This window comes from Streptomyces sp. NPDC001903, from assembly GCF_042891345.1.
GTDB lineage: Bacteria > Actinomycetota > Actinomycetes > Streptomycetales > Streptomycetaceae > Streptomyces.
Genome location: NZ_JBIASZ010000003.1, coordinates 117,199 through 139,158 on the forward strand (window position 1 = coordinate 117,199; position 21,960 = coordinate 139,158).

Below are 21,960 nucleotides of genomic sequence, written 5' to 3' on the forward strand. Positions count from 1 at the left end.
GGCCGCCCGCGGCAGCCGCTGCGGGGCGGCCGGTCCCCGGCCGGAAGCGGGCCGTTGACAGCCGGTGACCTGCGGACGGAGACTGCGGGCGCGCCCCACCGGGCGTGCCCGGCACCGCACCGGGTGCCGACCCCGGCACCACCCCGGCGCCGCCCGTACGGATCCGCCCAGGAGAGCCCCCATGAGCATCCGCACCGCCCGCGACGGACGCAGCGTCCGCGACGTCTACGTCGTCGACGCCGTCCGCACCCCGATCGGCAAGTTCGGCGGAGCCTACGCCGGGGTCCGCCCCGACGACCTCGCCGCGCACGTCGTCCGCGCGCTGGTGGACCGTACGCCCGACCTCGACCCCGCCCGCATCGACGACGTGGTCTTCGGCGACGCCAACGGCGCGGGCGAGGACAACCGGGACGTGGCCCGGATGGCCGTCCTGCTCGCCGGGCTCCCGGTGTCCGTCCCCGGGGTCACGGTCAACCGGCTCTGCGGTTCGGGCCTCGAAGCGGTGATCCAGGCCGCCCGGGCCATCGCGCTGGGCGACGCCTCCGTCGCCATCGCGGGCGGGGTGGAGTCGATGAGCCGCGCCCCCTGGGTGGTGCAGAAGCCCGAGCGGTCCTTCCCGGCCGGCCACCAGCAGATGTGGTCCACCACCCTCGGCTGGCGGATGACCAACCCGCGCATGCCGGCGGAGTGGACGGGCTCGCTCGGCGAGGGCGCCGAGCTCATCGCGGAGAAGCACGGGATCACCCGCGAGGCCCAGGACCTCTTCGCCCTGGAGAGCCACCGCAAGGCCGCGGCCGCCTGGGCCGCCGGGCAGTACGGCGACGAGGTCGTGGCGTACCCGGGTGTGGACCTCGTACGCGACGAATGCATCCGGGAGGGCTCCACGCCCGAGTCGCTGGCCCGTCTGAAGCCCGCCTTCCGTACGGACGGCACGGGTACGGTCACGGCCGCGAACGCCTCCCCGCTCAACGACGGCGCCGCGGCGCTGCTGCTGACCGACGAGGAGGGGCTGGCCGCCACCGGCCGGGAGCCGCTCGCCCGGATCAGCGCCTCCGCGGTCACCGGCATCGAGCCGCAGCTCTTCGGCCTGGGCCCGGTCGACGCGGTGCAGCGCGCGCTCGCCAAGGCGGGCCGGAGCCTGGCCGATCTGACGACGCTGGAGCTCAACGAGGCTTTCGCGGCCCAGGCGCTGGGCTGCGTCGCGGCTTGGCCGGAGCTGGACCCGGCCGTGCTCAACCCGCGCGGCGGCGCCATCGCGATCGGCCACCCGCTCGGCGCCTCCGGGGCCCGCCTCGCCGGTTCGGTGGCGCACCAGCTGGCCGCGGCCGGGTCGGGTACGGGCATGGCGACGCTGTGCATCGGGGTCGGGCAGGGCATCGCGCTCGTCCTGGAGCGCTGAGCCGCCGCTCCGAACTCCCCTTACACGGCGCGGCCGTCGATCATTTCCGGACACGACGGCGTGTCAACTGCCCAATAACTGAACAGATGTGGTGCCTCCGGTCTGGCACGATGGCGCGTGCTGCCGCCCCCCGCCCCGCCCATCCCCACCGGAGGCCCCGCGCCATGCCGCTCCTCGATCCGACGCTCTGGCAGGACGGACCGACCCTCACCGGAGGCGCCGCCCCGGTCGTCGAACCCGCCACCGGCCGCACCCTGGCCACCCTCGCCCTGGCCGCGCCCGCCGATGTGGCCGAGTCCGCCCTGCGGGCCCGGGCGGCCCAGCAGGAATGGGCGCGAGCCGGCCACATGGAGCGGGCCGCCGTCCTGCGCCGCGCCGGGGACCTGTTCGCCGCCCATGCCGAGGAGCTGCGGGACTGGCTGGTGCGGGAGTCCGGCTCCATACCCGGCAAGGCCGACTTCGAGCTGCACGTCGCCGCCCAGGAGTGCTACGAGGCGGCCGCGCTCGCCTCCCGCCCGGCCGGGCAGGTGCTGCCGAGCGAGGCGCCGCGGCTCTCCTTCACCCGCCGGGTCCCGGCCGGGGTGGTGGGCGTGGTGGCCCCGTTCAACGCGCCGCTGATCCTGTCGATCCGCTCGGTCGCCCCGGCCCTCGCCCTCGGCAACGCGGTGCTGCTCAAGCCGGACCGGCGGACCGCCGTGTGCGGCGGCCTCGCGCTCGCCGCGGTCTTCGCGGCCGCCGGACTGCCGGACGGGCTGCTGCACGTGCTGCCCGGCGGCGCGCAGACCGGGGCGGCGGTGGTCGCCGATCCGCTGGTCCCGGTGGTGTCGTTCACCGGGTCCACGGCCGCCGGGAGGCTCGTCGGCGAGCTGGCCGGCCGTCACCTCAAGCGGGCCCACCTCGAGTTGGGCGGGAACTCGGCCCTCGTCGTGCTCAAGGACGCCGATGTCGAGGCCGCCGTCGCGCAGGCCTCCTGGGGCTCCTTCTTCCACCAGGGCCAGATCTGCATGACGGCCGGCCGGCACCTCGTCCACGCCTCGCTGTACGACGAGTACGTCGAGCGGCTCGCCGCGCGGGCCGAGGCGCTGGCGGTGGGGGACCCGTACCGCGAGCGGGTGCACCTGGGGCCGCTGATCGACCGCGGCCAGCTGGAGCGGGTGCACGCCCTGGTCGAGGCGAGCGCGGAGCGGGGGGCCAAGCTCGTCGCCGGCGGCACCCACGAGGGCCTCTGCTACCGGCCGACCGTGCTGGCGGGCGTCGGCGACGACACCCCCGCCTACGCCGAGGAGGTCTTCGGCCCGGTGGCGCCCGTACGGTCCTTCGTGACGGAGGAGGAGGCGGTGGCCCTGGCCTCGGCCGGCCCGTACGGCCTCTCCCTCGGGATCGTGACCCGCGACGCGGCGCGCGGCATGGAACTGGCCGAACGGATCCCGACCGGCATCGCGCACGTCAACGACCAGACCGTGAACGACGAGGCCGTGGCCCCCTTCGGCGGGGTCGGCGCCTCCGGCACCGGTGCCCGGTTCGGCGGTGAGGCGAACCTGGACGCGTTCACGGAGCTGCGCTGGACGACGGTCCGCTCGGCTCCGGCGGGGCACCCTTTCTGAGACGGCAGCCGCGTGCGGGCCGCCGACGCCGTGCGGCGGCCCGCACGCCCGCACGCCGCGGCGGAATGCGCGGGGCGAGCCGATCGTTCAAGGTGCATACAAGGCAATCAGGAGGTCTGGAACCGTGGCTACTGTCGAGCTCACCAAGGAGAACTTCGACCAGACGGTCAGCGAGAACCCGTTCGTGCTGATCGATTTCTGGGCGGGCTGGTGCCGGCCCTGCCTGCAGTTCGCCCCGGTCTACGAGAAGGCCTCCGAGGCCAATCCGGACCTGGTCTTCGCCAAGGTGGACACGGAGGCGCAGCAGGAGCTGGCCGCCGCCTTCCAGATCACCTCGATCCCGACGCTGATGATCGTCCGGGACCAGGTGGCGATCTTCGCGCAGCCCGGCGCGCTGCCGGAGGCCGCGCTGACCGACCTGATCGGCCAGGCGCGGTCGCTCGACATGGAAGAGGTGCGGGCGAAGATCGCCGCGTTGCAGCAGGACGGCCAGGCGGGCACGGCGCAGGCCTGAGCGCCCGCAGGTCTGAGAGCCGAGCCGCAGGCCACGCCGCCGCGCGTCTCCCGCGCGGCGGCCGCGCGTCTCCCGCGTGCCCGGCGGTCCCCACGTAAGGTGACGGGGAACAAGAGCCCCTGGGACCACGGATGGTGACTGTGTCGGAAGCGGTGGAGTACGACGTCGTGGTGATCGGCGGGGGACCGGCCGGCGAGAACATCGTGGACCGGACCCGCGCCGCCGGCCTGAGCACGGCCCTGGTGGAGGCCGAGCTCATCGGCGGCGAGTGCTCGTACTGGGCCTGTGTCCCGAGCAAGGCCCTGCTCCGGCCGGCGCTGGCCCGGGCCGACGCCCGCCGGGTCCCCGGGCTCGAGGGCTCCGTGCAGGGGCCGCTGGACGCGGCTGCCGTGTTCGCGCACCGCGACTACTGGACCTCCCACTGGAAGGACGACGGGCAGGTCGACTGGATCGAGTCGACCGGCGCCCACCTCTACCGGGGCCACGGCCGCCTGTACGGCGTCCGCAAGGTCGCCGTCACCAGCCCCGAGGGCGAGCACCACGTGCTCGCCGCCCGGCACGCCGTCGTCGTCGCCACCGGCACCCGCGCCGTGATCCCGGACGTGCCCGGGCTCGCCGGGGCGCGGCCGTGGACCAGCCGCGAGGCCACCTCCGCCCGGCAGGTGCCGGGCCGGCTGCTGATCGTGGGCGGCTCGGTGGTGGCCGTGGAGATGGCCACGGCCTGGCAGGCCCTCGGCTCCCGGGTCACGGTCCTCGTACGCGGCTCCGGGCTGCTTCCGCGGATGGAGCCCTTCGCCGGTGAGCTGGTCGCCGAGGCGCTGCGCGAGGCCGGCGCGGTCGTCCGGATGGACGTCTCCGTCGAGGCGGTCGTGCGCGACGGATCGACCGGGCCGGTCCAGGTCGTGCTGGAGGGCGGCGAGATCCTGGAGGGCGACGAACTGCTGGTGGCGACCGGCCGCTCGCCGCACACGGAGGACATCGGGCTGGAGACCGTCGGGCTGACGCCCGGCGGCTGGATCCCGGTCGACGACAGCTGCCGCGTCGAGGGCCACGACTGGCTGTACGCCGTCGGCGACGTCAACCACCGCGCGCTGCTGACCCACCAGGGCAAGTACCAGGGCCGGATCGCGGGGGCGGCCATCGCCGCCCGCGCGGCGGGCAGCCCCCCGCTCGACACCGGCCGCTGGGGCGCGCACGCCGCGACCGCCGATACGCAGGCCCTGCCGCAGGCGGTGTTCACCGACCCGGAGGCGGCCGCGGTGGGCCTCACCCTCGCGGAGGCCGAGCGGGCGGGCCACCGGGTCCGCGCGGTCGACTACGACCTCGGGAAGGTCTCGGGCGCCGGCCTGTACGCCGACGGGTACCGGGGCAAGGCCCGCATGGTCGTCGACCTGGACCGGGAGGTGCTCCTCGGGGCCACCTTCGTCGGCCCGGGCGCGGCCGAGCTGGTGCACGCGGCCACGATCGCGGTGGCGGGGGAGGTCCCGATCGCGCGGCTGTGGCACGCGGTTCCGGCGTTCCCGACGATCAGCGAGATCTGGCTCAGGCTGCTGGAGACGTACCGGGGATAGCGGATTCCACCGTGTCGGCCCGGCGGTAGCTGCTGCCGTCCCGGGTCCGGGTCAGCAGGCCCGAGGTGATCAGGTGGCGCCGCAGCGCCGAGCAGTCCTCGTGCACGGTGCGCAGCGCGTCGTTGACCTCGGGCTCCGTGTACGCCCGGCCCTCCTCGAAGAGGGTCTCGGCGAGGTGCGCGAGCAGCTGCGCGCGGCGGGCGGCCTTGCGCGGGACGGCGATGAGCCGCCCGCCGGAGAAGAGGTCGGCGACGCGGCGTTCGTTCTGTGGCATGGCAGCGAGCCTCTCCGACTCCCGCACGTCCGGCAACGGATTTATGCCGTCGACCGGGGCCCGGCGCCAACTCCCGGAAAAGTGACGGTCGTTCATCTTACTGAGTGGTAGACCCGCCAGTACCCTCCCCCGTGACCGCTTCCCGCCCCACGGAGGAGCACGCATGCGACGTCCCACCGCCCGCCTGAGAACCGCCGTCGCCGCCGGGGTGATGGCCCTCGGCGCGGCCCTGCTCTCCCCGCTCGCGTCCGCCGCGGCCGCGGATCCCGCACCGCTGCCCATCGCCGACTACTGCGGCGGCCAGTGCGCGGACATCCTGCCGCCCGGCCAGAACGGCAACGCGACCCTCGCCCAGATCCTGCTGCACAAGGCCTTCGGCACGATGCCCGCCCATGCCTCCGACCAACTGGCGCGCTACGACTCGCTGGTGGCCGGCTACCCCGGGCTCACCGACGCGAAGGTCAACGACTTCTTCAACGACGCGTCCTTCGGCGTCCCCGCCGGCCAGGCCGAGTCGACCGCCAGCCCGCGCGCCGACGTCACGATCACCCGTGACAAGAAGACCGGCGTCCCCCACATCAAGGGCACCACCCGCTACGGGACTTCCTACGGCGCGGGGTTCGCCGCCGCCCAGGACCGGCTCTGGCAGATGGACCTCTTCCGCCACGTCGGCCGGGGCGACCTGACCCCGTTCGCCGGCGGCGTCCTCGCCAACCAGGGGCTGGAGCAGCAGTTCTGGCCGCAGGCCCCGTACACCGAGGCCGACCTCCAGGCCCAGGTGGACCGGATCCGCACCACCGAGGGCGACCGCGGCCGGCTCGCGATGGAGGACGCGCAGGCGTACGTCGACGGGATCAACGCCTACCGCGTCCAGTCCAAGAACGGCCGCTACTTCCCCGGCGAGTACGTGCTGACCGGCCACATCGACTCGATCACCAACGCCGGCGAGATCCAGCCGTTCAAGATCACCGACCTGATCGCCCTCGCCTCCGTCGTCGGCGGGCTGTTCGGCGGCGGAGGCGGCGGCGAGGTGCAGGCCGCGCTCTCCCTGCTCTCCGCGCAGCAGAAGTACGGCCTGGAGGAGGGCACCCGGGTCTGGGAGTCCTTCCGCGAGCGCGACGACCCCGAGGCCGTGCTCACCGTCCACGACGGCACCGGCTTCCCATACGCGCAGAAGCCCGCGAACCCGCAGGGCACCGCGCTCCCGGACCCCGGCTCGGTCACCGCCGAACAGCTCGTGTACGACCGTACGGGCGCGGCGGCCGCGGCCGCCGCCGCGAACCCGCCCAGGCCCGTCAAGCAGAGCATGTCCAACGCCCTGCTCGTCTCGGGGGCGAAGACCGCGAGCGGCCACCCCGTCGCCGTCTTCGGCCCGCAGACCGGCTACCTCGCGCCCCAGCTCCTCATGCTCCAGGAGATCCAGGGACCGGGCATCAGCGCCCGCGGCGCCTCCTTCGCCGGGGTGAGCATGTACGTCCAGCTCGGCCGCGGCCAGGACTACGCCTGGAGCGCCACCTCCGCCGGACAGGACATCACCGACACCTTCGCCGTCGAGCTGTGCGAGCCGGGCGGCGGGACCCCGACCACCGCGAGCGCCTCGTACCTCTACCGCGGGACCTGCACCCCCATGGAGAAGCTGGAGCGCACCAACGCCTGGAAGTCCTCGGTGGCCGACCCGACGCCGAACGGCTCGTACCGGATGCAGGTCTGGCGGACGAACTACGGCATCGTCACCCACCGCGCCACCGTCTCGGGCAAGCCCGTGGCCTACACCGCGCTGCGCTCCACCTACCGCCACGAAGCCGACTCGATCATCGGCTTCCAGATGCTCAACGACCCCTCGTACGTGACGGACGCGCGGACCTTCCAGCAAGCCGCCCAGCACATCGGCTACGCCTTCAACTGGTTCTACGCCGACGCGCGCGAAGCGGCGTACTACAACAGCGGGTTGAACCCGGTCCGGCCGCCCGGGGTCGATGCCGCGCTGCCGATCGCGGCCAGGCAGCAGTACGAGTGGCAGGGCTTCGACCCCGCGGCCAACACCGCCGCCTACACCCCGCCCGCCGAGCACCCGCAGTCCATCGGGCAGGACTACTACATCAGTTGGAACAACAAGCAGGCCAAGGGGTACGGCGCAGCGGGCTTCGGCATGGGCTCCGTGCACCGCGGCGACCTCCTCGACCAGCGGGTCGCACCGCTCGTCGCCGCGGGCGGGGTCACCCGCGCGAAGCTCACCCAGGCCATGGCGGACGCGGCCGTCACCGACCTGCGGGCCGAGAACCTGCTGCCCGAGCTGATCGCGGTGCTGCGCAGCCAGCCGGTGACCGATCCGGCGGTGGCCGCGGCCGTCGACAAGCTGGCGGCGTGGCAGGCGGCGGGGACCGAGCGCAAGGAGACCGCGCAGGGCTCGAAGACGTACGCGCACGCCGACGCAGTCCGGATCATGGACGCCTGGTGGCCGCTGCTGATCGAGGCCGAGTTCAAGCCGGGCCTCGGTGCCCCGCTCTACGACGCCCTGAAGGCCTCGCTCACCGTCGACGAGGCGCCGGGCGCCGGCCACGGGCCCACGGGCTCGCACGCCGGGTCGGCGTTCCAGTACGGCTGGTGGAGCTACGCGGACAAGGACCTGCGTACGGTGCTCGGGCGCCCGGTGGCCGGTCCGCTGGCCAAGGCGTACTGCGGCGGCGGCTCGCTGTCCGCGTGCCGGGACGCGCTGGCGGCCACGCTCAAGCAGGCGGCCGCCGCCACCCCGGCGTCGGTGTACCCGGCCGACGGGACCTGCGCGGCGGGCAACCAGTGGTGCGCGGACTCGATCGTGCAGCGTCCGGTGGGCGGGCTGGCCCACCCGCAGATCAACTGGCAGAACCGGCCGACGTACCAGCAGGTGGTGGAGTTCCCGGCGCACCGCTGAGGATCCGGCCGCCGCAGGCAGGCGCGGGAAGGCCCGCCGGCCCCGGAGCGATCCGGGGCCGGCGGGCCTGTGCCGCCCGTCAGGACGCCGACGAGACCGTCAGGGGCCGACGGTGATCTGCTGCGCCGGGTCGGTCGTGTCGGTGACCTTGTACACGGCGTTGAAGACGGACGAGGTCGCGCTGGTCGGGCAGCCGAACCCGCCGGTGACCGTGACCGGCACGGAGGCGTTGGTGAAGGTCAGGCTCGGCGGGGCGCCGTTCGCCCAGGTCCCGGCGACGTTCGCCGGGGCGGTCGGGGCGGCGGTGACCGTACAGGTGGCCAGACCGGACGTCTGCACGACGAGTCCGCCGACCGGGACGGTCATGGTGGCGGTGATCGGGGAGCCGTTCTGCATCGAGACCGACCAGGCACCGCTGGTGGTGACGGTCGGGGTCACTCCCCAGACGCTGGAGGTACAGGAGCTGTACGTCGGCGGGGAGATCGGCGAGGAGACGGGACCGGAGGCGTTCTGGTTCCCGGGCGCGGCCGGGACCGTGCCGGTGGAGACGGAGACCGTACAAGTCACCGTCACCGAACCGGCCTTGAGGGTGGCCTTGCCGCTGAGGGTGGCCTTGAACGAGTGCCCGGCCGGGGTGACGGTGGTCGATCCGGCCAGCGGCGCGGGCGCGGCGGTGGCGGTGACCGAGGCCACCGACAGCGCTCCGGCGGCGGCCAACCCGAGGGCGAGCGCGGTACGCGTGCGGCTCATGGCTGTGCTCCTTGGGGATCGGGGTGCGCGGTGGTGCCGGTTGGGGTGGTTCCCGTGGGGGTGGGGGACTGCGGCGCGGGAGGGTTCGGCGCGGGAGCGTTCGGCTGCCAGGCGAACATCAGCCCGCCGCCGAGGATCCCGAGCAGGGTGCCGATCAGGAACCCGCCGAGGTTCGACATGACCAGCGCGGCGGTGGCGATGAGCGTGGTGAGGACACCGGCGAGGCCGCGCTGTGCGGGCGAGAACCAGGCGGTGAGGCCGAGCACGATCATGACGATGCCCATCAGGACGGACGGGATGCCCGCTATGCCCTGCTGGAGCATCACCTTCAGCGGTGCGAGCGGCAGGGCGCAGATCTCCGCCCCGGCGAGGACGGCGAAGAACCCTCCCCAGAACGGCCTGCCCCGACGCCACTGCCGCCACCGCCGCCGGAGGCTCAGAAGCATTCCTTCTTGCCCTTGCTGATGTTCATGCTGAGCCCGGAGAGCTTGAAGGTGCCCGCGTTCGTGGCCCAGGCCGTCTGCTGCAGATCGGTGATGCTGACGGTGTCCGCCTGCTGGGCGAACAGGTCCTGCATGCCCACCGCTTCCGCCGGCCCCTTGTCGAGGGTGGAGGCGTCGCGCCCGATCTCGATGTTGCTGAAGACGGCGTCGCCGGAGAGCTGGGTGGCGTCGACGAACAGGTTGCTGGCCTCGACGGGGGCCTTCTTGCCCGCGGTGAGGTTGAGCGAGATGTCGCCGACGACCGGGAGCGTGGTCACGACCGACTGGCAGAGGCTGTGGAGCTTGGCCTCCTTGATGGCGGTGACCGCCACCGGGATGAGCTCCTCGCGGGCGTTGACGTCGATGCTGCCGTACTGGGCGAAGCCCTCGCCCTCCAGGCTCGCCGCCGACACCTTGAACTGCTGGCCCGACACGGCGAAGGAGGCGGCGAGCGCACCCTGCGCGAGGGCGATGCCGAGGCCCGCGGTCACGGCGATGGCGGGGACGGTCAGGACGGCGAAGCGGCGCCAGCGGACGCGGCCGCCTCCCGCGTCTTCGCTGCCGCCGCCTCTGCCGGGCGGGGCGGAGGAATCCGATAAGTTGGGGGAATCTGCCATGAGATCGTCCCTTATTTCGGCTGTGCACCGTTGTTACCGACGAGTTGAATGTAAGAGTGCCAATGGGGGTTGGCAAGGTTGCTCGACCGTGCCTTTTCGGCCGACTCCTACCGGTCGGTCACTGCTTCCGGGAGCGCCTCACGCGTCCTTGCGGAGCAGTTCGGCGACCTCCGCCTCCACCCGCCGGGCCATCGCCCGGGCGAACTCCGAAGCCACGACCTCGCCCGCCACCGGACGCAGCGCGGCCACCGCGTCCGACACGTGATCCAGTTGGGTGGCCGAAAGCCGCTCCAGTCCGTCCGGTCCGATCACATGCCGCCGGAACAGTCCGACGAACCGGTCGGCGAGCGCGGCCGCCTGCGCCTGTACGAAGTCCCCCGCGTCGAGGATCTCCGCGAGCGGCACGCCCTGCCGCACGAGCGTGAGCGTGGCCTCCAGCAGCCGCCGGCTCCGGTGGGTGACCCGGTCGCCCTCGATCCGTACGTACCCCAGCTCCGCCGCCCGCCGGGTGTCCTCGGCCGTCCCCGTCGGGCCGAACAGCTCGCGCAGCTCGGCCAGGGACATGGTGACCGGCTCCTCGTGGACCCAGTCGCGGGTCATCGCCCGTTCCAGACCGAGGAGTTGGGACAGGCCCCCGCCCGCCTCCCAGGCGTGCAGCAACTCGGCGATCCCGTTGACGGTGTACCCGCGCCCGAGCAGATCGCTGATCAGGCGCAGCCGGGTCAGGTGCTCCGCGGAGTACCAGGCGATGCGGCCCTCGCGGCGCGGCGGCGGGAGCAGCCCGCGCTCCTGGTAGTAGCGCAGGTTGCGCACCTTGACGCCGGCCGCGCGGGCCAGGTCCTCCCGGCGGTAGCGCGCGCCGCCGTCGGTGCCGGCGTCCGTACGGCCTCGCGCACTGCCGTCCGTACCGTCGTCTTCTCGTACCTGGCTGCTCACGCGGCCGAGTGTAGGGCGAACGGGGGGAGCTACCGGCGGGTGTACCGGCAGGTCACATGGGGCGCGGCCGCTCTTCCCGCTTGACCGCCCGCAGCACCACGAACTTCGGTTCGCTCGCGGCGACTTCGCTGTTGCCGAACAGGCGGCGCAGGTGGGTGTGGTAGCCCATGTGGCGGTTGGCGACCACCCACAGCTCACCGCCCGGGCGCAGCACCTTGCGCGACTGCGCGAACATGCGCAGCGCCGTCGCGTCCGTCGTCGCCTGGTGGGAGTGGAAGGGCGGGTTGCACAGCACCAGGTCGACCGAGCCCGGGTCCAGCATGGCCACGCCGTCGCCGACCAGGAAGTCGGCCCGCTCGCGCTCGCGCTCGACGTTGGCGCGGAAGGTGGCCTTCGCCGAGGCGACTGCCTGGTACGACTCGTCGGTGAACACGATCTCGGCCTTGGGGTCCGCGACCGCGACCGCCGTGCCGACGATGCCGTTACCGCAGCCCAGGTCCACGACCCGGGCGCCGTTGGTGTTGTTCGGGATGCTCTGGAGGAAGAAGCGGGTGCCGACGTCGAGCCGGTCGGCGCAGAAGATCCCGGCGTGGTTGACGGCGGTCAGGCCGGAGCCCGAGCCCGCGTCCTCGTCCAGCGTGTACGTCACCGGCCACGGGTCGGCGGCGCGCGTCGAGGTGGCGCTCGGCGTGCAGAAGATCAGCCGGGCCTTCTTCTCGGCGAGCGAGGTCTTCGTCGGGCCGAGGATCTTCTCGAAGAGCTTCAGGGTGGAGGTGTGGATCTCCTTGACCATGCCCGTGCCCACGATGACCGTGCCGGCGTGCACGTGCGGCGCCAGCCGGTAGAGCTGGTCCTCCAGCAGCGCCAGGCTCTTGGGCACCCGTACGAGGAGCACGTCGATCCGCTCGGGCGGCGGGTCCTGGGTGGTCAGCAGCCGCACCGTGGACTTGGCGGTGCCGATCCCGGCGCGGTCCAGGTTCGCGGCGGTGCCGGCCCGGGCCAGGTAGGAGTCGGTGATCTGCGTCGGGTGGTACGCGGCCAGCGCGGTCGTCAGCGCGCCCCAGCGGTCCCCGAGGACGGTGATCTGCCCGGCGCCGGCCAGGTCCACCGGGCCGTGATCGCCCGTACCGGACTCGAGGTGGCGCAGCAGGTACTCGTCGGCGGCGTCCCAGGCGCGGAGCTGGTCGCGCGGGTCTTCGGGGAAGCGGGTGAGCTCGTAGGAGCCGAAAGGCGTGGTCAGACGGTTCATCGTGACCCCAGGCTAACCGAGGCGGCGGCCCGGCCCCGCATGCACGGGCCGGGCGGCGCGCTGCCCGGCCCGCCGGGCGCGCACTGCTCGGCCCCTGACCGGCTCACGGTCCGGCTCACCGCTCGACCTCTGACCGGCTCACGGTCCGGCTCCGGTCCGGCTCACGGTCCGGATCAGCGTTCGGGGAACTCGCCCGCCATCGCGGCGGCCATCCGCAGGTGGGGGCGGGCTTCCTCGGCCCGGCCCTGGCGCTCCAGGGTCCGTCCGAGCATCAGCCGCGCGTAGTCCTCCACCGGCCAGCGCTCGAGGATGGCGCGGAGCTCGTGCTCGGCGCGGGAGAGCTGGGCGGAGTGGTAGTAGGCGCGGGCCAGCAGCAGGCGGGGAGCGAGCTGCTCAGGGGCTTCGACCGCCAGCGCGCCCAGGATGGCCGCGGCCGTCGTGTACTCCTTCGCGTCGAAGAAGAGCCGGGCGCGCTCCCAGCGCTCGGCCGCGGTGCCGTGCTCGAAGTACGTCTTCGGCGCGTTCATCGGGATCCCTTCCGCCGTTCGGGTGACGTGTCCGCCTGACCGTCCGCCTCCCCAACACGTGAGGGCGGCCGGACATTCCACCGAACACGGCGCGGGCGGCGGTACTAAGTTGTGAGGCATGAGCAATCTCGATCGTCAGCCCGCTCTCTCCGCCTGCGGCGGCCGTGGCTTCGTCGTGGCGGAACCGGTGCGCGAGCTCCTCAGCCCGCGCACCGTCAAGCTCGGGGAGTCCACCGAGGTCCGCCGACTCCTGCCGAACCTGGGCCGCCGCATGGTGGGCGCCTGGTGCTTCGTCGACCACTACGGCCCGGACGACATCGCGGGCGAGCCCGGCATGCAGGTCGCCCCGCACCCCCACTCCGGGCTCCAGACCGTGAGCTGGCTGCACGACGGCGAGGTGCTGCACCGGGACAGCGTGGGCAGCCTCGAGACGATCCGTCCGCGCGAGCTCGGCCTGATGACCTCCGGCCGCGGGATCAGCCACTCGGAGGAGAGCCCGCGCTCGCACGGCCGCATCCTGCACGGCGCCCAGCTGTGGGTGGCCCTCCCGGAGGACCACCGGAACGTGGAACCCCATTTCCAGCACCACGCGGAGCTCCCGCAGGTGACCGCCCCGGGCCTGACCGCCACGGTCATCCTGGGCACCCTGGACGGCGCGACCTCGCCCGGCACCGCGTACACCCCGATCGTGGGCGCGGACCTGGCACTGGCGGCGGGCACGGAGACCCGCCTCCCCCTGAACCCGGACTTCGAGTACGCGGTGCTGTCGATGTCGGGCGAGGCCCACGTGGACGGCGTCCCGGTCCTCCCCGGCTCGATGCTCTACCTCGGCTGCGGCCGCACCGAACTCCCCATCCGCGCAACCTCGGACGCCGGCCTGATGCTCCTGGGCGGCGAGCCGTTCGAGGAGGAGATCGTGATGTTCTGGAACTGGATCGGCCGGAGCAACGAGGAGATCGTCCAGTTCCGCAAGGACTGGATGGAGGGCACCCGCTACGGCGAAGTGAAGGGCTACGACGGCCCTCCGATCCCCGCTCCGCAGCTCCCGCCGGTGCCCCTGAAAGCACGCGGTCGGGTGCGCTGACCTGCACCTTTATGGAGTAGGTCGATCAGTCGGGATCAGCCGAGGAGAGGCCGCATCCCACGCGGAGATCGTTCCCGCGGGGCGGGCGACGGGAGGCTCCGGAAGGCCCACGCAGTGCCCTCGACGTTTCCCAGGTATGACCAGCTGGGGTCAGCTTTGCCAGGACCAATGCTGACCCAATGCTGACTTTGGTGACAGTTCGTCAGCTCGCTTGATCGTTTCCGGGGGTCGTGAAGGAGTCCTGGGCGGGGGCCTCGGACGCGGTGCGACGGGTTGTACGGAGCGTAGTCGTCAGAGGTTTCGTCGCACGGCCTGGATGCAGCGGCTGCCTGCGGCGTTCGACTGGTCACTCGGGTAGGCCGCTCCGACATTCATGCCGCTGTCGGTGTCTATCGAGTGTGGTCGTCGGCCTCGGATCGCGCATACGAGACGATGCGCGCGTGCAGCATGCCGAGCGCCATGCGAAGGCGGTACGCGCGCCAGTAGGCGCCGGCCCTGTCGTGCCAGACGCATTGCCTGCCCGCCCGCCCGTCCATCCAGGGCGCCGGTATCCCCGACGTCATGCCGGTGGGGCCGGTCAGGTCCGCACGCGGCTGTTGGGTCCATTCGAATGGAGCCAACGACCCCGGACGCTCGTATCAGCGGGCCCCGGTGACGGCGCCTGTCGCGCGGTTCCCGGCGCGATCAGGTAACCAGGAACGGTGGACAAGGACGCGACCGACCCCTTCGTGCATGTCCGGGGCGCCAGTGAGAACAACCTGCGGAACATCGACGTCGACGTTCCGCGGGACGCGATGGTCGCCTTCACCGGCGTCTCCGGCTCGGGCAAGTCCTCGCTCGCGTTCGGCACGCTCTACGCGGAGGCCCAGCGGCGCTATTTCGAGTCCGTGGCACCGTACGCCCGAAGGCTGCTGCAACAGGTCGGTGCACCGCACGTGGAGGAAATCACCGGACTGCCACCTGCCGTGGCCCTGCAGCAGCGGCGCGGGTCGCCCAGCTCGCGCTCGACGGTCGGCACCCTCACCACGCTGTCCAATCTGCTGCGCATGCTGTACTCCCGCGCCGGCACCTATCCCCCCGGGGCGGCACGGCTGGAAGCCGAGTCGTTCTCGCCCAACACCACGGCCGGTGCCTGCCCCGAATGCCACGGACTGGGCGTCGTGCACGACGTCGCCGAGGACCTGCTCGTCCCGGACCCCTCGCTGAGCATCCGCGAGGGGGCGATCGCCGCCTGGCCGGGCGCCTGGCAGGGCGCCAACCTGCGCAGTGTCGTGAACGGCCTGGGGATCGACATCGACCGGCCGTGGCGCAGGCTCAGGAAGAAGGACCGGGACTGGCTGCTGTACACCGACGAGCAGCCCTCCGTGTACGTCGAGCCGGAGGAGGACCGCGTCGACTACGGCTACCAGGGCAAGTTCTGGAGCGCCCGCAAGCACGTCATGCACGTCCTCGCCGACTCCAAGAGCGAGAAGATGCGCGAACGGGCGCTCCGGTTCGTCAGGAGCGTGCCCTGCCCCGAGTGTCACGGCAGCGGACTGCGGCCCGAGGCGCTCGCCGTGACCTTCGCCGGACGTTCCATCGCCGAGATCAACGCGATGCCGCTCACCGAGGTCGTGGCGCTGCTGCGGCCCGTCGCGGGGCGGTCCGAGGCCGACGCCACCACGTCGACCGCCCGGTCCGGGGAGACGACCGAGGTCGCGGTCCGGATCTGCGGCGATCTGGTCGCGCGGATCGACGTCCTGCTCGACCTGGGCCTCGGATATCTCGGCCTCGGGCGCCGCTCGACGACCCTGTCGCCCGGCGAGGCGCAGCGCCTGCGGATCGCCACCCAGCTGCGCTCGGGGCTGTTCGGCGTCGTCTACGTCCTCGACGAACCCTCCGCGGGCCTGCACCCGGCCGACGCGGAACCGCTGCTGGACGTGCTGGAGCGCCTCAAGGCGGCGGGGAACTCGCTGTTCGTCGTGGAGCACGACATGGACGTCGTACGGCGGGCCGACTGGGTGGTCGACATCGGCCCCGGCGCGGGCGAGGGCGGCGGCCGCGTGCTGTACAGCGGCCCCGTCGCCGGTCTCGAGCGGGTCGCGGAGTCGGCCACGAGCCAGTACCTGTTCGGGCGCGCCCAGCCGCTCGACCACCGGCCGCGCACCCCGCAGGGCTGGCTGCACCTGAGGGGCGTCTCCCGCCACAATCTGCACGACGTGTCCGTCGACGTACCGCTGTGCGTACTGACGGCGGTGACGGGCGTGTCCGGTTCCGGAAAGTCGACACTGGTGACGCAGGTGCTCGCAGAGGTCGTCCGCGGCCACCTCGGACTCGTACCCGAGGAGCCCGATGAGGCGCAGCTGATCGTTGACGTCCAGGACGCGTCGGGGGTCGAGTCGTTCGACCGGATGGTCCGGGTCGACCAACGGCCCATCGGCCGGACTCCCCGTTCCAACCTGGCCACGTACACGGGGATGTTCGACGCGGTGCGCAAGCTGTACGCGTCGACGGACGAGGCCAAGGCGCGTGGCTACTCGGCCGGGCGGTTCTCCTTCAACGTGCCCGAAGGACGGTGCGAGACTTGCCAGGGCGAGGGATTCGTCTCGGTGGAACTGCTCTTCCTGCCCGGCACCTACGCACCGTGCCCGACCTGCCGGGGAGCCCGGTACAACGCCGAAACGCTGGAGGTCACCTACCGCGGCAAGAACATCGCGGAGGTGCTGGGGCTCTCCGTCGATGCCGCCGCCACGTTCTTGTCCGCCGTCCCGGCCGCCTTCCGCAGTCTGAAGACGTTGCGCGAGGTGGGACTGGGGTACCTGCGGCTGGGACAGCCCGCGACGGAGCTCAGCGGTGGTGAGGCGCAACGCATCAAGCTGGCCACCGAGCTGCAGCGGGCCCGCCGCGGCCACGCGCTCTACCTGCTCGACGAGCCGACGGCGGGGCTGCACCCCGCGGACGTCGCGCTGCTGCTGCGACAGCTGCACCGGCTCGTCGACGCCGGCAATACGGTCGTCCTCGTCGAGCACGACCTGGACACGATCACCACCGCCGACTGGGTCATCGACCTCGGGCCGGGCGGCGGCGACGCGGGCGGGCGTGTGGTCGCGGCGGGCCCGCCGGCCAAGGTGGCGAAATCCCGCCGGAGCATCACCGCGCCCTACCTCGCGGCCCGGCTCGCGCGCGGGTGATCGATCTGCCGCATCGCGTTCAACGATGCCGTTCTCCTGCTTGTTCGCCCAGCACGATCTTCCACACTCGGGTCGCCACCTGGAGGTTGAGCCGGTCCTCGACGTCCGCGAGGTCGTTGCCGCTGATGCTGCGGATGCGCTGGAGCCGATAGCGCAGCGTGCTGCGGTGGATCGCGAGGGATTCGGCGGTCTCGTCGTAGTTGCCGCCGCAGTCGAAGTACTGGGACAGCGTCTCCACCATGGCCGTGTGGTGCCGGGAGTCGTAGTCGATCAGCTGCCCGAGCCACTCGTGGACGAACGTCTCCAGTTCCCGGTAATCGTTGCCGGGTCCCAGGATGCGGTAGAGGCCCAGCTCGTCGAAGAACGTCGTGCCGTAGTGCTCGCGGGAGTGGCGGCGCACTTCCAGGGCGCGCTGCGCCTCCTGGTAGCGGTGGGGGATGGCGTCCAGGGAGTCGCAAGGGGCGCTCACCCCGATGGTCCCGGACCGTGTCCCGGTCTCCCGGACGAGCGCCTCGTACAGTGCGCAGGCGTGCGGTCTGTCGTCGGCGACCAGGACCACGTGGTCGGAACGCCGGGTCAGCAGCGAGTGCATGCCCACGGCAGAGGCCGCCCGGCCCACGGTCTGCGCGAAGGGCTCGTCCGCGGTCCGGTTCGACCACTGCACCACGACGACGTAGTGGCGGCGGTGCAGGTCGTGTCCGACGGCCTCGGACCGGGCGTAGGCGCTCGCCTCGTCCGTCCCTGCCAGGAGGTCGTCGGCCAGCTCACGGTGCAGCCTCGACTCCACTTCGGCCAGATCGCGCAGGTGCGCCAGCTCCGGGGCGAGCCACACGGCGCCGTCCTGCAGTGCGCGCAGGGTGTGTTTGTCGGCCTCGCCCCGGACGTCTACGAGGGCCAGCACGCCCAGGATCTCGCCGTGCGGGCGGATCAGAGTGACCAGCCGGTCCTTCATCCGCACCGGCCCGGCCCGACTGGCGACGGCGTGCAGCATTTCGTCCTGGCGCACGGGGTCCGGTTCGGGATAGGGGTCGGGGCGATCGGGACCGGTCCAGGACCTCAGCCGCCCGAAGCGGTCCTCGACCAGCGCGGGGAGTCCGGTGAGCCCGTGCAGTGCGCGGGTGATGGCTTCCTCGCCGCCGCCCGAGACGGCGACGTCGGCCATGAGCGCGTGAACAGCCTGCTGGTACCCCAGCTCGGCCACGACGGAGATCAGCCGCCCCTGGAGGGCTGTCCGCTCCTCCCTCAGCCGGTGCAGCTCCAGCGCGTCCTCACGTCGGCGACGGTGTGCGAAGGCGACAGACAGTGCAGCGGCGGTGTGCCGGACGAACGTGGCGAGCAGGAGGCGCTCGGCCTCGGTGGGCCGGGAGCGGGACGTCACCACGAGGTAGCCGTGGAGTCTCTCGGGCCCGCGTAGCCCCAGGGCCCGGCCCCAGGGCCAGCCGGGCACGGTCACAGGGCCGTCCGCCCCGGCCAGCTCCCGCACGCTCCGGTCCACGGCCATCGCATGGACCTGCCCGTTCCGCGGGCTGGGGACCAGGTCGCCGTCCATTTTGAGGTATCCGGCCTCGGCACTGTAGGGCCCAGCGGCGTCTATGTGGTCCATGGCCAGGCTCAGGATCTCGCCTTCGTCCAGGGTGTCGAACAGGGCGCCGGAGAGCACCATCAGCGCGTGGGGGACACGGTCGGCCGGGGTTGGATCGGGTGGGCGGGGCCCACGCCGCGCGGCCATGGGGATTCGCCTGCCGCTGCCCAGTGGAAGGCGGCTCTCCCTGTCGCAGCGGCGGCAGTACAGGTTGTGCGCCCGGCTGCTGGCCATGGGATCACTCCGTTCTCTTCGAGCCTACAGCCGAGCGGCGGTGCTGGTCGGGTCGGCTCATACGAGAGGTTCGGATTCTGCCTCTCGTACTCGTGGGGCGACCGGACCCGTGCTTTTCCGACTTGCCAGGCGCAGGCGTGGAGCCACTGGGCACGCCACCCTGGGGAGTGTTCGAAACCGTCCGCGCACCGGTAGGGAGCGCCGGGCGGTGACCGAGCAGCTCCGCAGGCCGGTTGCCCCGTACAAGACGTACTGGGACGCCGCACGCGCCGTTGACCACCTCTCCGGCCACGGGTTTCCCGTGGCCGGAGTGCCCCGGTGTCCTGCTCGGGTCGCTGTTCGGCCTGGTGAACCGGCTCGACCCCGTCGTCTCCGCCCTGCTCCTCGTCGGGGAGGTCTCCGACGAGGCCGCAGGGCTGATCGGCGGGATGCAGGGCTGATCGGCGGGATGCAGACCACTGGCAGAGGTCCCACCCGTACCCGAACGAACGTGATCCGGACAGTCGGCGCAGGCGCCGTACCGGGAGGAGTTCCTCATGGCCAAGGCAGTGGGCATCGACCTGGGCACCACCAACTCGGTGATCGCCGTGTGGGAGGGCGGAGAGCCGTCCGTCGTGCCCAACAGCGAGGGCAACCGCACGACACCGTCCGTGGTGGGCTTCACCGACACCGGGGAACGTCTGGTGGGCCAGCTGGCCCGGCGCCAGGCGATCCTCAATCCCAAGGGCACCATCTACTCGGCCAAGCGGTTCATCGGCCGGCATTTCGACGAGATCTCCGACGAGGCCAGGGCGGTGGCGTACGACGTCGTCGAGGGCGACGGCGGGGCGGCCCGCTTCAAGGTGCGCGACAAGCTGTACGCGCCCGAGGAGATCAGCGCACAGGTGCTCCGCAAACTCACGGACGACGCCTCCAAGCAGCTCGGGGAGCGGGTCACGGAGGCGGTCATCACGGTGCCCGCCTACTTCAACGACGCCCAGCGCACCGCCACCAAGGACGCAGGCCGGATCGCGGGACTGGAAGTGCTGCGGATCATCAACGAGCCGACGGCGGCCGCCCTCGCGTACGGCGTGGACAAGAAGGAGCACGAGACCGTCCTCGTCTTCGACCTGGGCGGCGGCACCTTCGACGTGAGCATCCTCGACGTCGGCGACGGCGTGGTGGAGGTGCGCTCCACCGCCGGCGACAGCCACCTGGGCGGCGACGACTTCGACCGGCGTCTGGTGGATCACCTCGCGGACGACTTCCAGAAGGAGAACGGCATCGACCTGCGCCAGGACGCGCAGGCGCTGCAACGATTGTTCGAGGCGGCGGAGAAGGCCAAGACCGAGCTGAGTTCGGTGACGCAGACGCAGGTCAGCCTGCCGTTCATCACCGCCGACGCCGCCGGGCCCAAGCACCTCACCGACTCGATCATGCGGTCCACGTTCGAGCAGATCACCGGCGACCTGGTGGAGCGCTGCCTGGGACCGGTCCAGCAGGCCATCGCCGACGCCAAGGTCGGCGAGAGCGACATCGACGAGGTCATCCTCGTCGGCGGATCCACCCGCATCCCCGCTGTCCAGACCCTGGTCCGCCGACTGACCGGCGGCAAGGAACCCAACATGAGCGTCAACCCCGATGAGGTCGTGGCCCTCGGTGCCGCGATCCAGGCAGGGGTGCTCAAGGGTGAGGTCAAGGACGTACTGCTGCTCGACGTGACCCCCTTGTCGCTGGGCGTGGAGACACGCGGCGGAGTGATGACGAAGATCATCGAGCGGAACACCACCATCCCGGTGCGCCGCAGCGAGACTTTCTCCACCGCCGAGGACAACCAGCCGGCCGTCGACGTGGTCGTCCTCCAGGGCGAGCGCGAGCTGGCCGCCGACAACCGGGTGCTGGGCCGGTTCCAGCTCACCGACATCCGGCCGGCGCCGCGGGGCGAAGCACAGATCGAGGTCACCTTCGACATCGACGCCAACGGCATCCTCGAGGTCAAGGCCCGTGACCGGGACACCGGCAAGGAACAGGGCATCACCATCAGCGAGAGCTCCAACCTGGACCGCAGCGAGGTCGAACGCATGGTCCAGGAGGCCGAAAGCAACCAGGGCCAGGACAAGGCACTTCGCGAGGCCGTCGACGCCCGCAACGAACTCGACGCCGTCGCGTACCAGGTCGAGAAGCGTCTCGCCGAACTGGGCGCCGCAGCGCCCGCGCACGAGAAGGCACGCGGCGAGATGCTCGTGTCGGACGCCCGGGCGGCGGTCAAGGAAGAGGCGGGCGTGGAACGTGTGCGCCCCCTGACCTCCGAACTCCAGCAGGTGCTCGCCGGGCTGGCGGCCCACCAGGGCGCGGCCACTACGGGCGGAGGTCCCGCCCAGGACGCCGCCACCGGCGGTCCCACGAGTGGCGGTGGCGGTGACGATGATGTCATCGACGCCGAGTTCGACAAGGGCTGAGGCGCGCCATGCCCACCTACCCCCAGGAACCCGACCGGGCCGCGCCGGATCCGGCCGAACCGGTCCCGGAAGGAGCCGGACCCCCGCCTCGCGGGGACCTGCCCCAACCGGGCCCGTCCCGGCACGGAGCGGCGAACGGCGAACCGGGACCCGATGCCGCCGGCCCCGCGTCCGCCGAGGACGAGTACACGACCGCGATCCAGGAACTGGAGGACCGTTGGCGGCGCGCACTCGCCGACCTCGACAACCTCCGCAAGCGTCACGCCAGGGAACTGGAGCGCGAACGGGCGGTGGAGCGCGCCCGCACGGCGGCCGCGTTCCTGCCCGTCCTCGACAACCTCGAACTCGCCCTGACCCACGCGGGCGCCGATCCGGGCGCGATCGTGGAAGGCATCCTGGCCGTACGCGACCAAGCGGTGAACGTCCTCGAACTGCTCGGCTACCCGCGACACGCGGAGACCGGCGTCCCCTTCGACCCCGCCCGGCACGAGGTGGTCGGCGTCGTCCAGGACCCCGACGCCGCACCGGGCACGGTCGTCCAGGTACTGCGCCCCGGCTACGGGGACGGCGAGCGGCAGCTCAGGCCCGCCGCCGTGACCGTCGCGAAGCGGGAGTGAC

At 72.4% G+C, this 21,960-nt stretch carries 18 protein-coding genes; 10 read left to right on the forward strand and 8 right to left on the reverse strand.

What is annotated here, in order from left to right; translation table 11 throughout:
• Positions 1 to 181: 181 nt before the first annotated feature.
• The 4 genes from ACFYZS_RS07260 (at position 182) to ACFYZS_RS07275 (ending at position 5,088) form a co-directional block, all read left to right on the forward strand.
• Positions 182 to 1,399 carry a thiolase family protein gene (locus ACFYZS_RS07260; protein WP_389007719.1) on the forward strand — a complete coding sequence of 406 codons (1,218 nt, stop codon included), beginning with the start codon at positions 182 to 184 and terminating at the stop codon, positions 1,397 to 1,399.
• 164 nt (positions 1,400 to 1,563) lie between these two features.
• Positions 1,564 to 3,003 (forward strand): aldehyde dehydrogenase family protein, encoded by a 1,440-nt coding sequence (locus ACFYZS_RS07265; protein WP_389007721.1) that lies wholly within the window; start codon positions 1,564 to 1,566, stop codon positions 3,001 to 3,003.
• A gap of 124 nt (positions 3,004 to 3,127) precedes the next feature.
• The gene (locus ACFYZS_RS07270) at positions 3,128 to 3,517 is read left to right on the forward strand and encodes a thioredoxin family protein (RefSeq protein WP_389007723.1); all 390 of its coding nucleotides are present in this window, start codon (positions 3,128 to 3,130) and stop codon (positions 3,515 to 3,517) included.
• Positions 3,518 to 3,648: 131 nt separating this feature from the next.
• Positions 3,649 to 5,088 (forward strand): dihydrolipoyl dehydrogenase family protein, encoded by a 1,440-nt coding sequence (locus ACFYZS_RS07275; RefSeq protein WP_389007725.1) that lies wholly within the window; start codon positions 3,649 to 3,651, stop codon positions 5,086 to 5,088.
• Here ACFYZS_RS07275 and ACFYZS_RS07280 read toward each other — a convergent pair.
• Complete coding sequence (locus tag ACFYZS_RS07280) at positions 5,060 to 5,362, reverse strand: DUF2087 domain-containing protein (protein ID WP_389007727.1); 303 nt, start codon at positions 5,360 to 5,362, stop codon at positions 5,060 to 5,062. The two genes, ACFYZS_RS07275 and ACFYZS_RS07280, sit on opposite strands and share 29 nt — an antisense overlap.
• Positions 5,363 to 5,525: 163 nt before the next feature.
• Between ACFYZS_RS07280 and ACFYZS_RS07285 the strand changes: the two genes are divergently transcribed.
• On the forward strand, positions 5,526 to 8,273 hold the full coding sequence (locus ACFYZS_RS07285) for a penicillin acylase family protein (protein WP_389007729.1): 2,748 nt from the start codon (positions 5,526 to 5,528) through the stop codon (positions 8,271 to 8,273).
• A gap of 99 nt (positions 8,274 to 8,372) precedes the next feature.
• Here the strand turns inward: ACFYZS_RS07285 and ACFYZS_RS07290 are convergent, their stop codons facing one another.
• From ACFYZS_RS07290 to ACFYZS_RS07315, 6 genes are all read right to left on the reverse strand, one after another.
• Positions 8,373 to 9,023, reverse strand: coding sequence for a hypothetical protein (locus ACFYZS_RS07290; protein WP_327134439.1), 651 nt, complete (start codon positions 9,021 to 9,023; stop codon positions 8,373 to 8,375).
• Positions 9,020 to 9,469, reverse strand: a complete 450-nt coding sequence (locus ACFYZS_RS07295; protein WP_389007731.1) for a DUF6114 domain-containing protein — start codon at positions 9,467 to 9,469, stop codon at positions 9,020 to 9,022. Before ACFYZS_RS07295 ends, ACFYZS_RS07290 begins: the two co-directional genes overlap by 4 nt.
• A complete protein-coding gene (locus ACFYZS_RS07300; protein ID WP_389007733.1) occupies positions 9,460 to 10,122 on the reverse strand; it encodes a DUF6230 family protein in 663 nt (220 codons plus the stop codon). Before ACFYZS_RS07300 ends, ACFYZS_RS07295 begins: the two co-directional genes overlap by 10 nt.
• A 138-nt stretch (positions 10,123 to 10,260) precedes the next feature.
• Entirely contained in the window at positions 10,261 to 11,058 is a 798-nt protein-coding gene (locus tag ACFYZS_RS07305) for a MerR family transcriptional regulator (protein WP_389007735.1), read from the reverse strand.
• 52 nt (positions 11,059 to 11,110) lie between these two features.
• Positions 11,111 to 12,298 carry a methyltransferase gene (locus tag ACFYZS_RS07310; protein WP_389008797.1) on the reverse strand — a complete coding sequence of 396 codons (1,188 nt, stop codon included), beginning with the start codon at positions 12,296 to 12,298 and terminating at the stop codon, positions 11,111 to 11,113.
• Between the two features lie 182 nt (positions 12,299 to 12,480).
• Entirely contained in the window at positions 12,481 to 12,834 is a 354-nt protein-coding gene (locus tag ACFYZS_RS07315) for a tetratricopeptide repeat protein (RefSeq protein WP_389007737.1), read from the reverse strand.
• A 118-nt stretch (positions 12,835 to 12,952) separates the two neighbouring features.
• On the opposite strand from ACFYZS_RS07315, the gene ACFYZS_RS07320 reads away from it, so the two are divergent.
• On the forward strand, positions 12,953 to 13,918 hold the full coding sequence (locus ACFYZS_RS07320; protein ID WP_389007738.1) for a pirin family protein: 966 nt from the start codon (positions 12,953 to 12,955) through the stop codon (positions 13,916 to 13,918).
• 701 nt (positions 13,919 to 14,619) lie between these two features.
• Positions 14,620 to 17,088: an excinuclease ABC subunit UvrA gene (gene uvrA, locus ACFYZS_RS07325; protein WP_389007740.1), complete on the forward strand. Its 2,469-nt coding sequence runs from the start codon at positions 14,620 to 14,622 to the stop codon at positions 17,086 to 17,088.
• A 19-nt stretch (positions 17,089 to 17,107) separates the two neighbouring features.
• Here uvrA and ACFYZS_RS07330 read toward each other — a convergent pair whose 3' ends face one another.
• Positions 17,108 to 18,904 (reverse strand): PucR family transcriptional regulator, encoded by a 1,797-nt coding sequence (locus ACFYZS_RS07330; RefSeq protein ID WP_389007742.1) that lies wholly within the window; start codon positions 18,902 to 18,904, stop codon positions 17,108 to 17,110.
• A 272-nt stretch (positions 18,905 to 19,176) separates the two neighbouring features.
• Here ACFYZS_RS07330 and ACFYZS_RS07335 point away from each other — a divergent pair, with 272 nt between their 5' ends.
• The 3 genes from ACFYZS_RS07335 to ACFYZS_RS07345 all read left to right on the forward strand — a co-directional run bounded on the left by ACFYZS_RS07335 (position 19,177) and on the right by ACFYZS_RS07345 (position 21,959).
• The gene (locus ACFYZS_RS07335) at positions 19,177 to 19,344 is read left to right on the forward strand and encodes a hypothetical protein (protein WP_389007744.1); all 168 of its coding nucleotides are present in this window, start codon (positions 19,177 to 19,179) and stop codon (positions 19,342 to 19,344) included.
• 96 nt (positions 19,345 to 19,440) lie between these two features.
• Positions 19,441 to 21,342, forward strand: coding sequence for a molecular chaperone DnaK (gene dnaK, locus ACFYZS_RS07340; RefSeq protein ID WP_389007746.1), 1,902 nt, complete (start codon positions 19,441 to 19,443; stop codon positions 21,340 to 21,342).
• Between the two features lie 8 nt (positions 21,343 to 21,350).
• On the forward strand, positions 21,351 to 21,959 hold the full coding sequence (locus ACFYZS_RS07345; protein ID WP_266494792.1) for a nucleotide exchange factor GrpE: 609 nt from the start codon (positions 21,351 to 21,353) through the stop codon (positions 21,957 to 21,959).
• The last annotated feature ends 1 nt before the right edge of the window (position 21,960 follow it).

Bases quoted from the DNA above. Each gene is read 5' to 3' on its own strand.
- ACFYZS_RS07260 (WP_389007719.1), top strand. From the start codon at position 182: ATGAGCATCCGCACCGCCCGCGACGGACGCAGCGTCCGCGACGTCTAC.
- ACFYZS_RS07265 (WP_389007721.1), top strand. From the start codon at position 1,564: ATGCCGCTCCTCGATCCGACGCTCTGGCAGGACGGACCGACCCTCACC.
- ACFYZS_RS07275 (WP_389007725.1), top strand. From the start codon at position 3,649: ATGGTGACTGTGTCGGAAGCGGTGGAGTACGACGTCGTGGTGATCGGC.
- ACFYZS_RS07280 (WP_389007727.1), bottom strand. From the start codon at position 5,362: ATGCCACAGAACGAACGCCGCGTCGCCGACCTCTTCTCCGGCGGGCGG.
- ACFYZS_RS07285 (WP_389007729.1), top strand. From the start codon at position 5,526: ATGCGACGTCCCACCGCCCGCCTGAGAACCGCCGTCGCCGCCGGGGTG.
- ACFYZS_RS07290 (WP_327134439.1), bottom strand. From the start codon at position 9,023: ATGAGCCGCACGCGTACCGCGCTCGCCCTCGGGTTGGCCGCCGCCGGA.
- ACFYZS_RS07295 (WP_389007731.1), bottom strand. From the start codon at position 9,469: ATGCTTCTGAGCCTCCGGCGGCGGTGGCGGCAGTGGCGTCGGGGCAGG.
- ACFYZS_RS07300 (WP_389007733.1), bottom strand. From the start codon at position 10,122: ATGGCAGATTCCCCCAACTTATCGGATTCCTCCGCCCCGCCCGGCAGA.
- ACFYZS_RS07315 (WP_389007737.1), bottom strand. From the start codon at position 12,834: ATGAACGCGCCGAAGACGTACTTCGAGCACGGCACCGCGGCCGAGCGC.
- ACFYZS_RS07320 (WP_389007738.1), top strand. From the start codon at position 12,953: ATGAGCAATCTCGATCGTCAGCCCGCTCTCTCCGCCTGCGGCGGCCGT.
- ACFYZS_RS07330 (WP_389007742.1), bottom strand. From the start codon at position 18,904: ATGGCCAGCAGCCGGGCGCACAACCTGTACTGCCGCCGCTGCGACAGG.
- dnaK (WP_389007746.1), top strand. From the start codon at position 19,441: ATGGCCAAGGCAGTGGGCATCGACCTGGGCACCACCAACTCGGTGATC.
- ACFYZS_RS07345 (WP_266494792.1), top strand. From the start codon at position 21,351: ATGCCCACCTACCCCCAGGAACCCGACCGGGCCGCGCCGGATCCGGCC.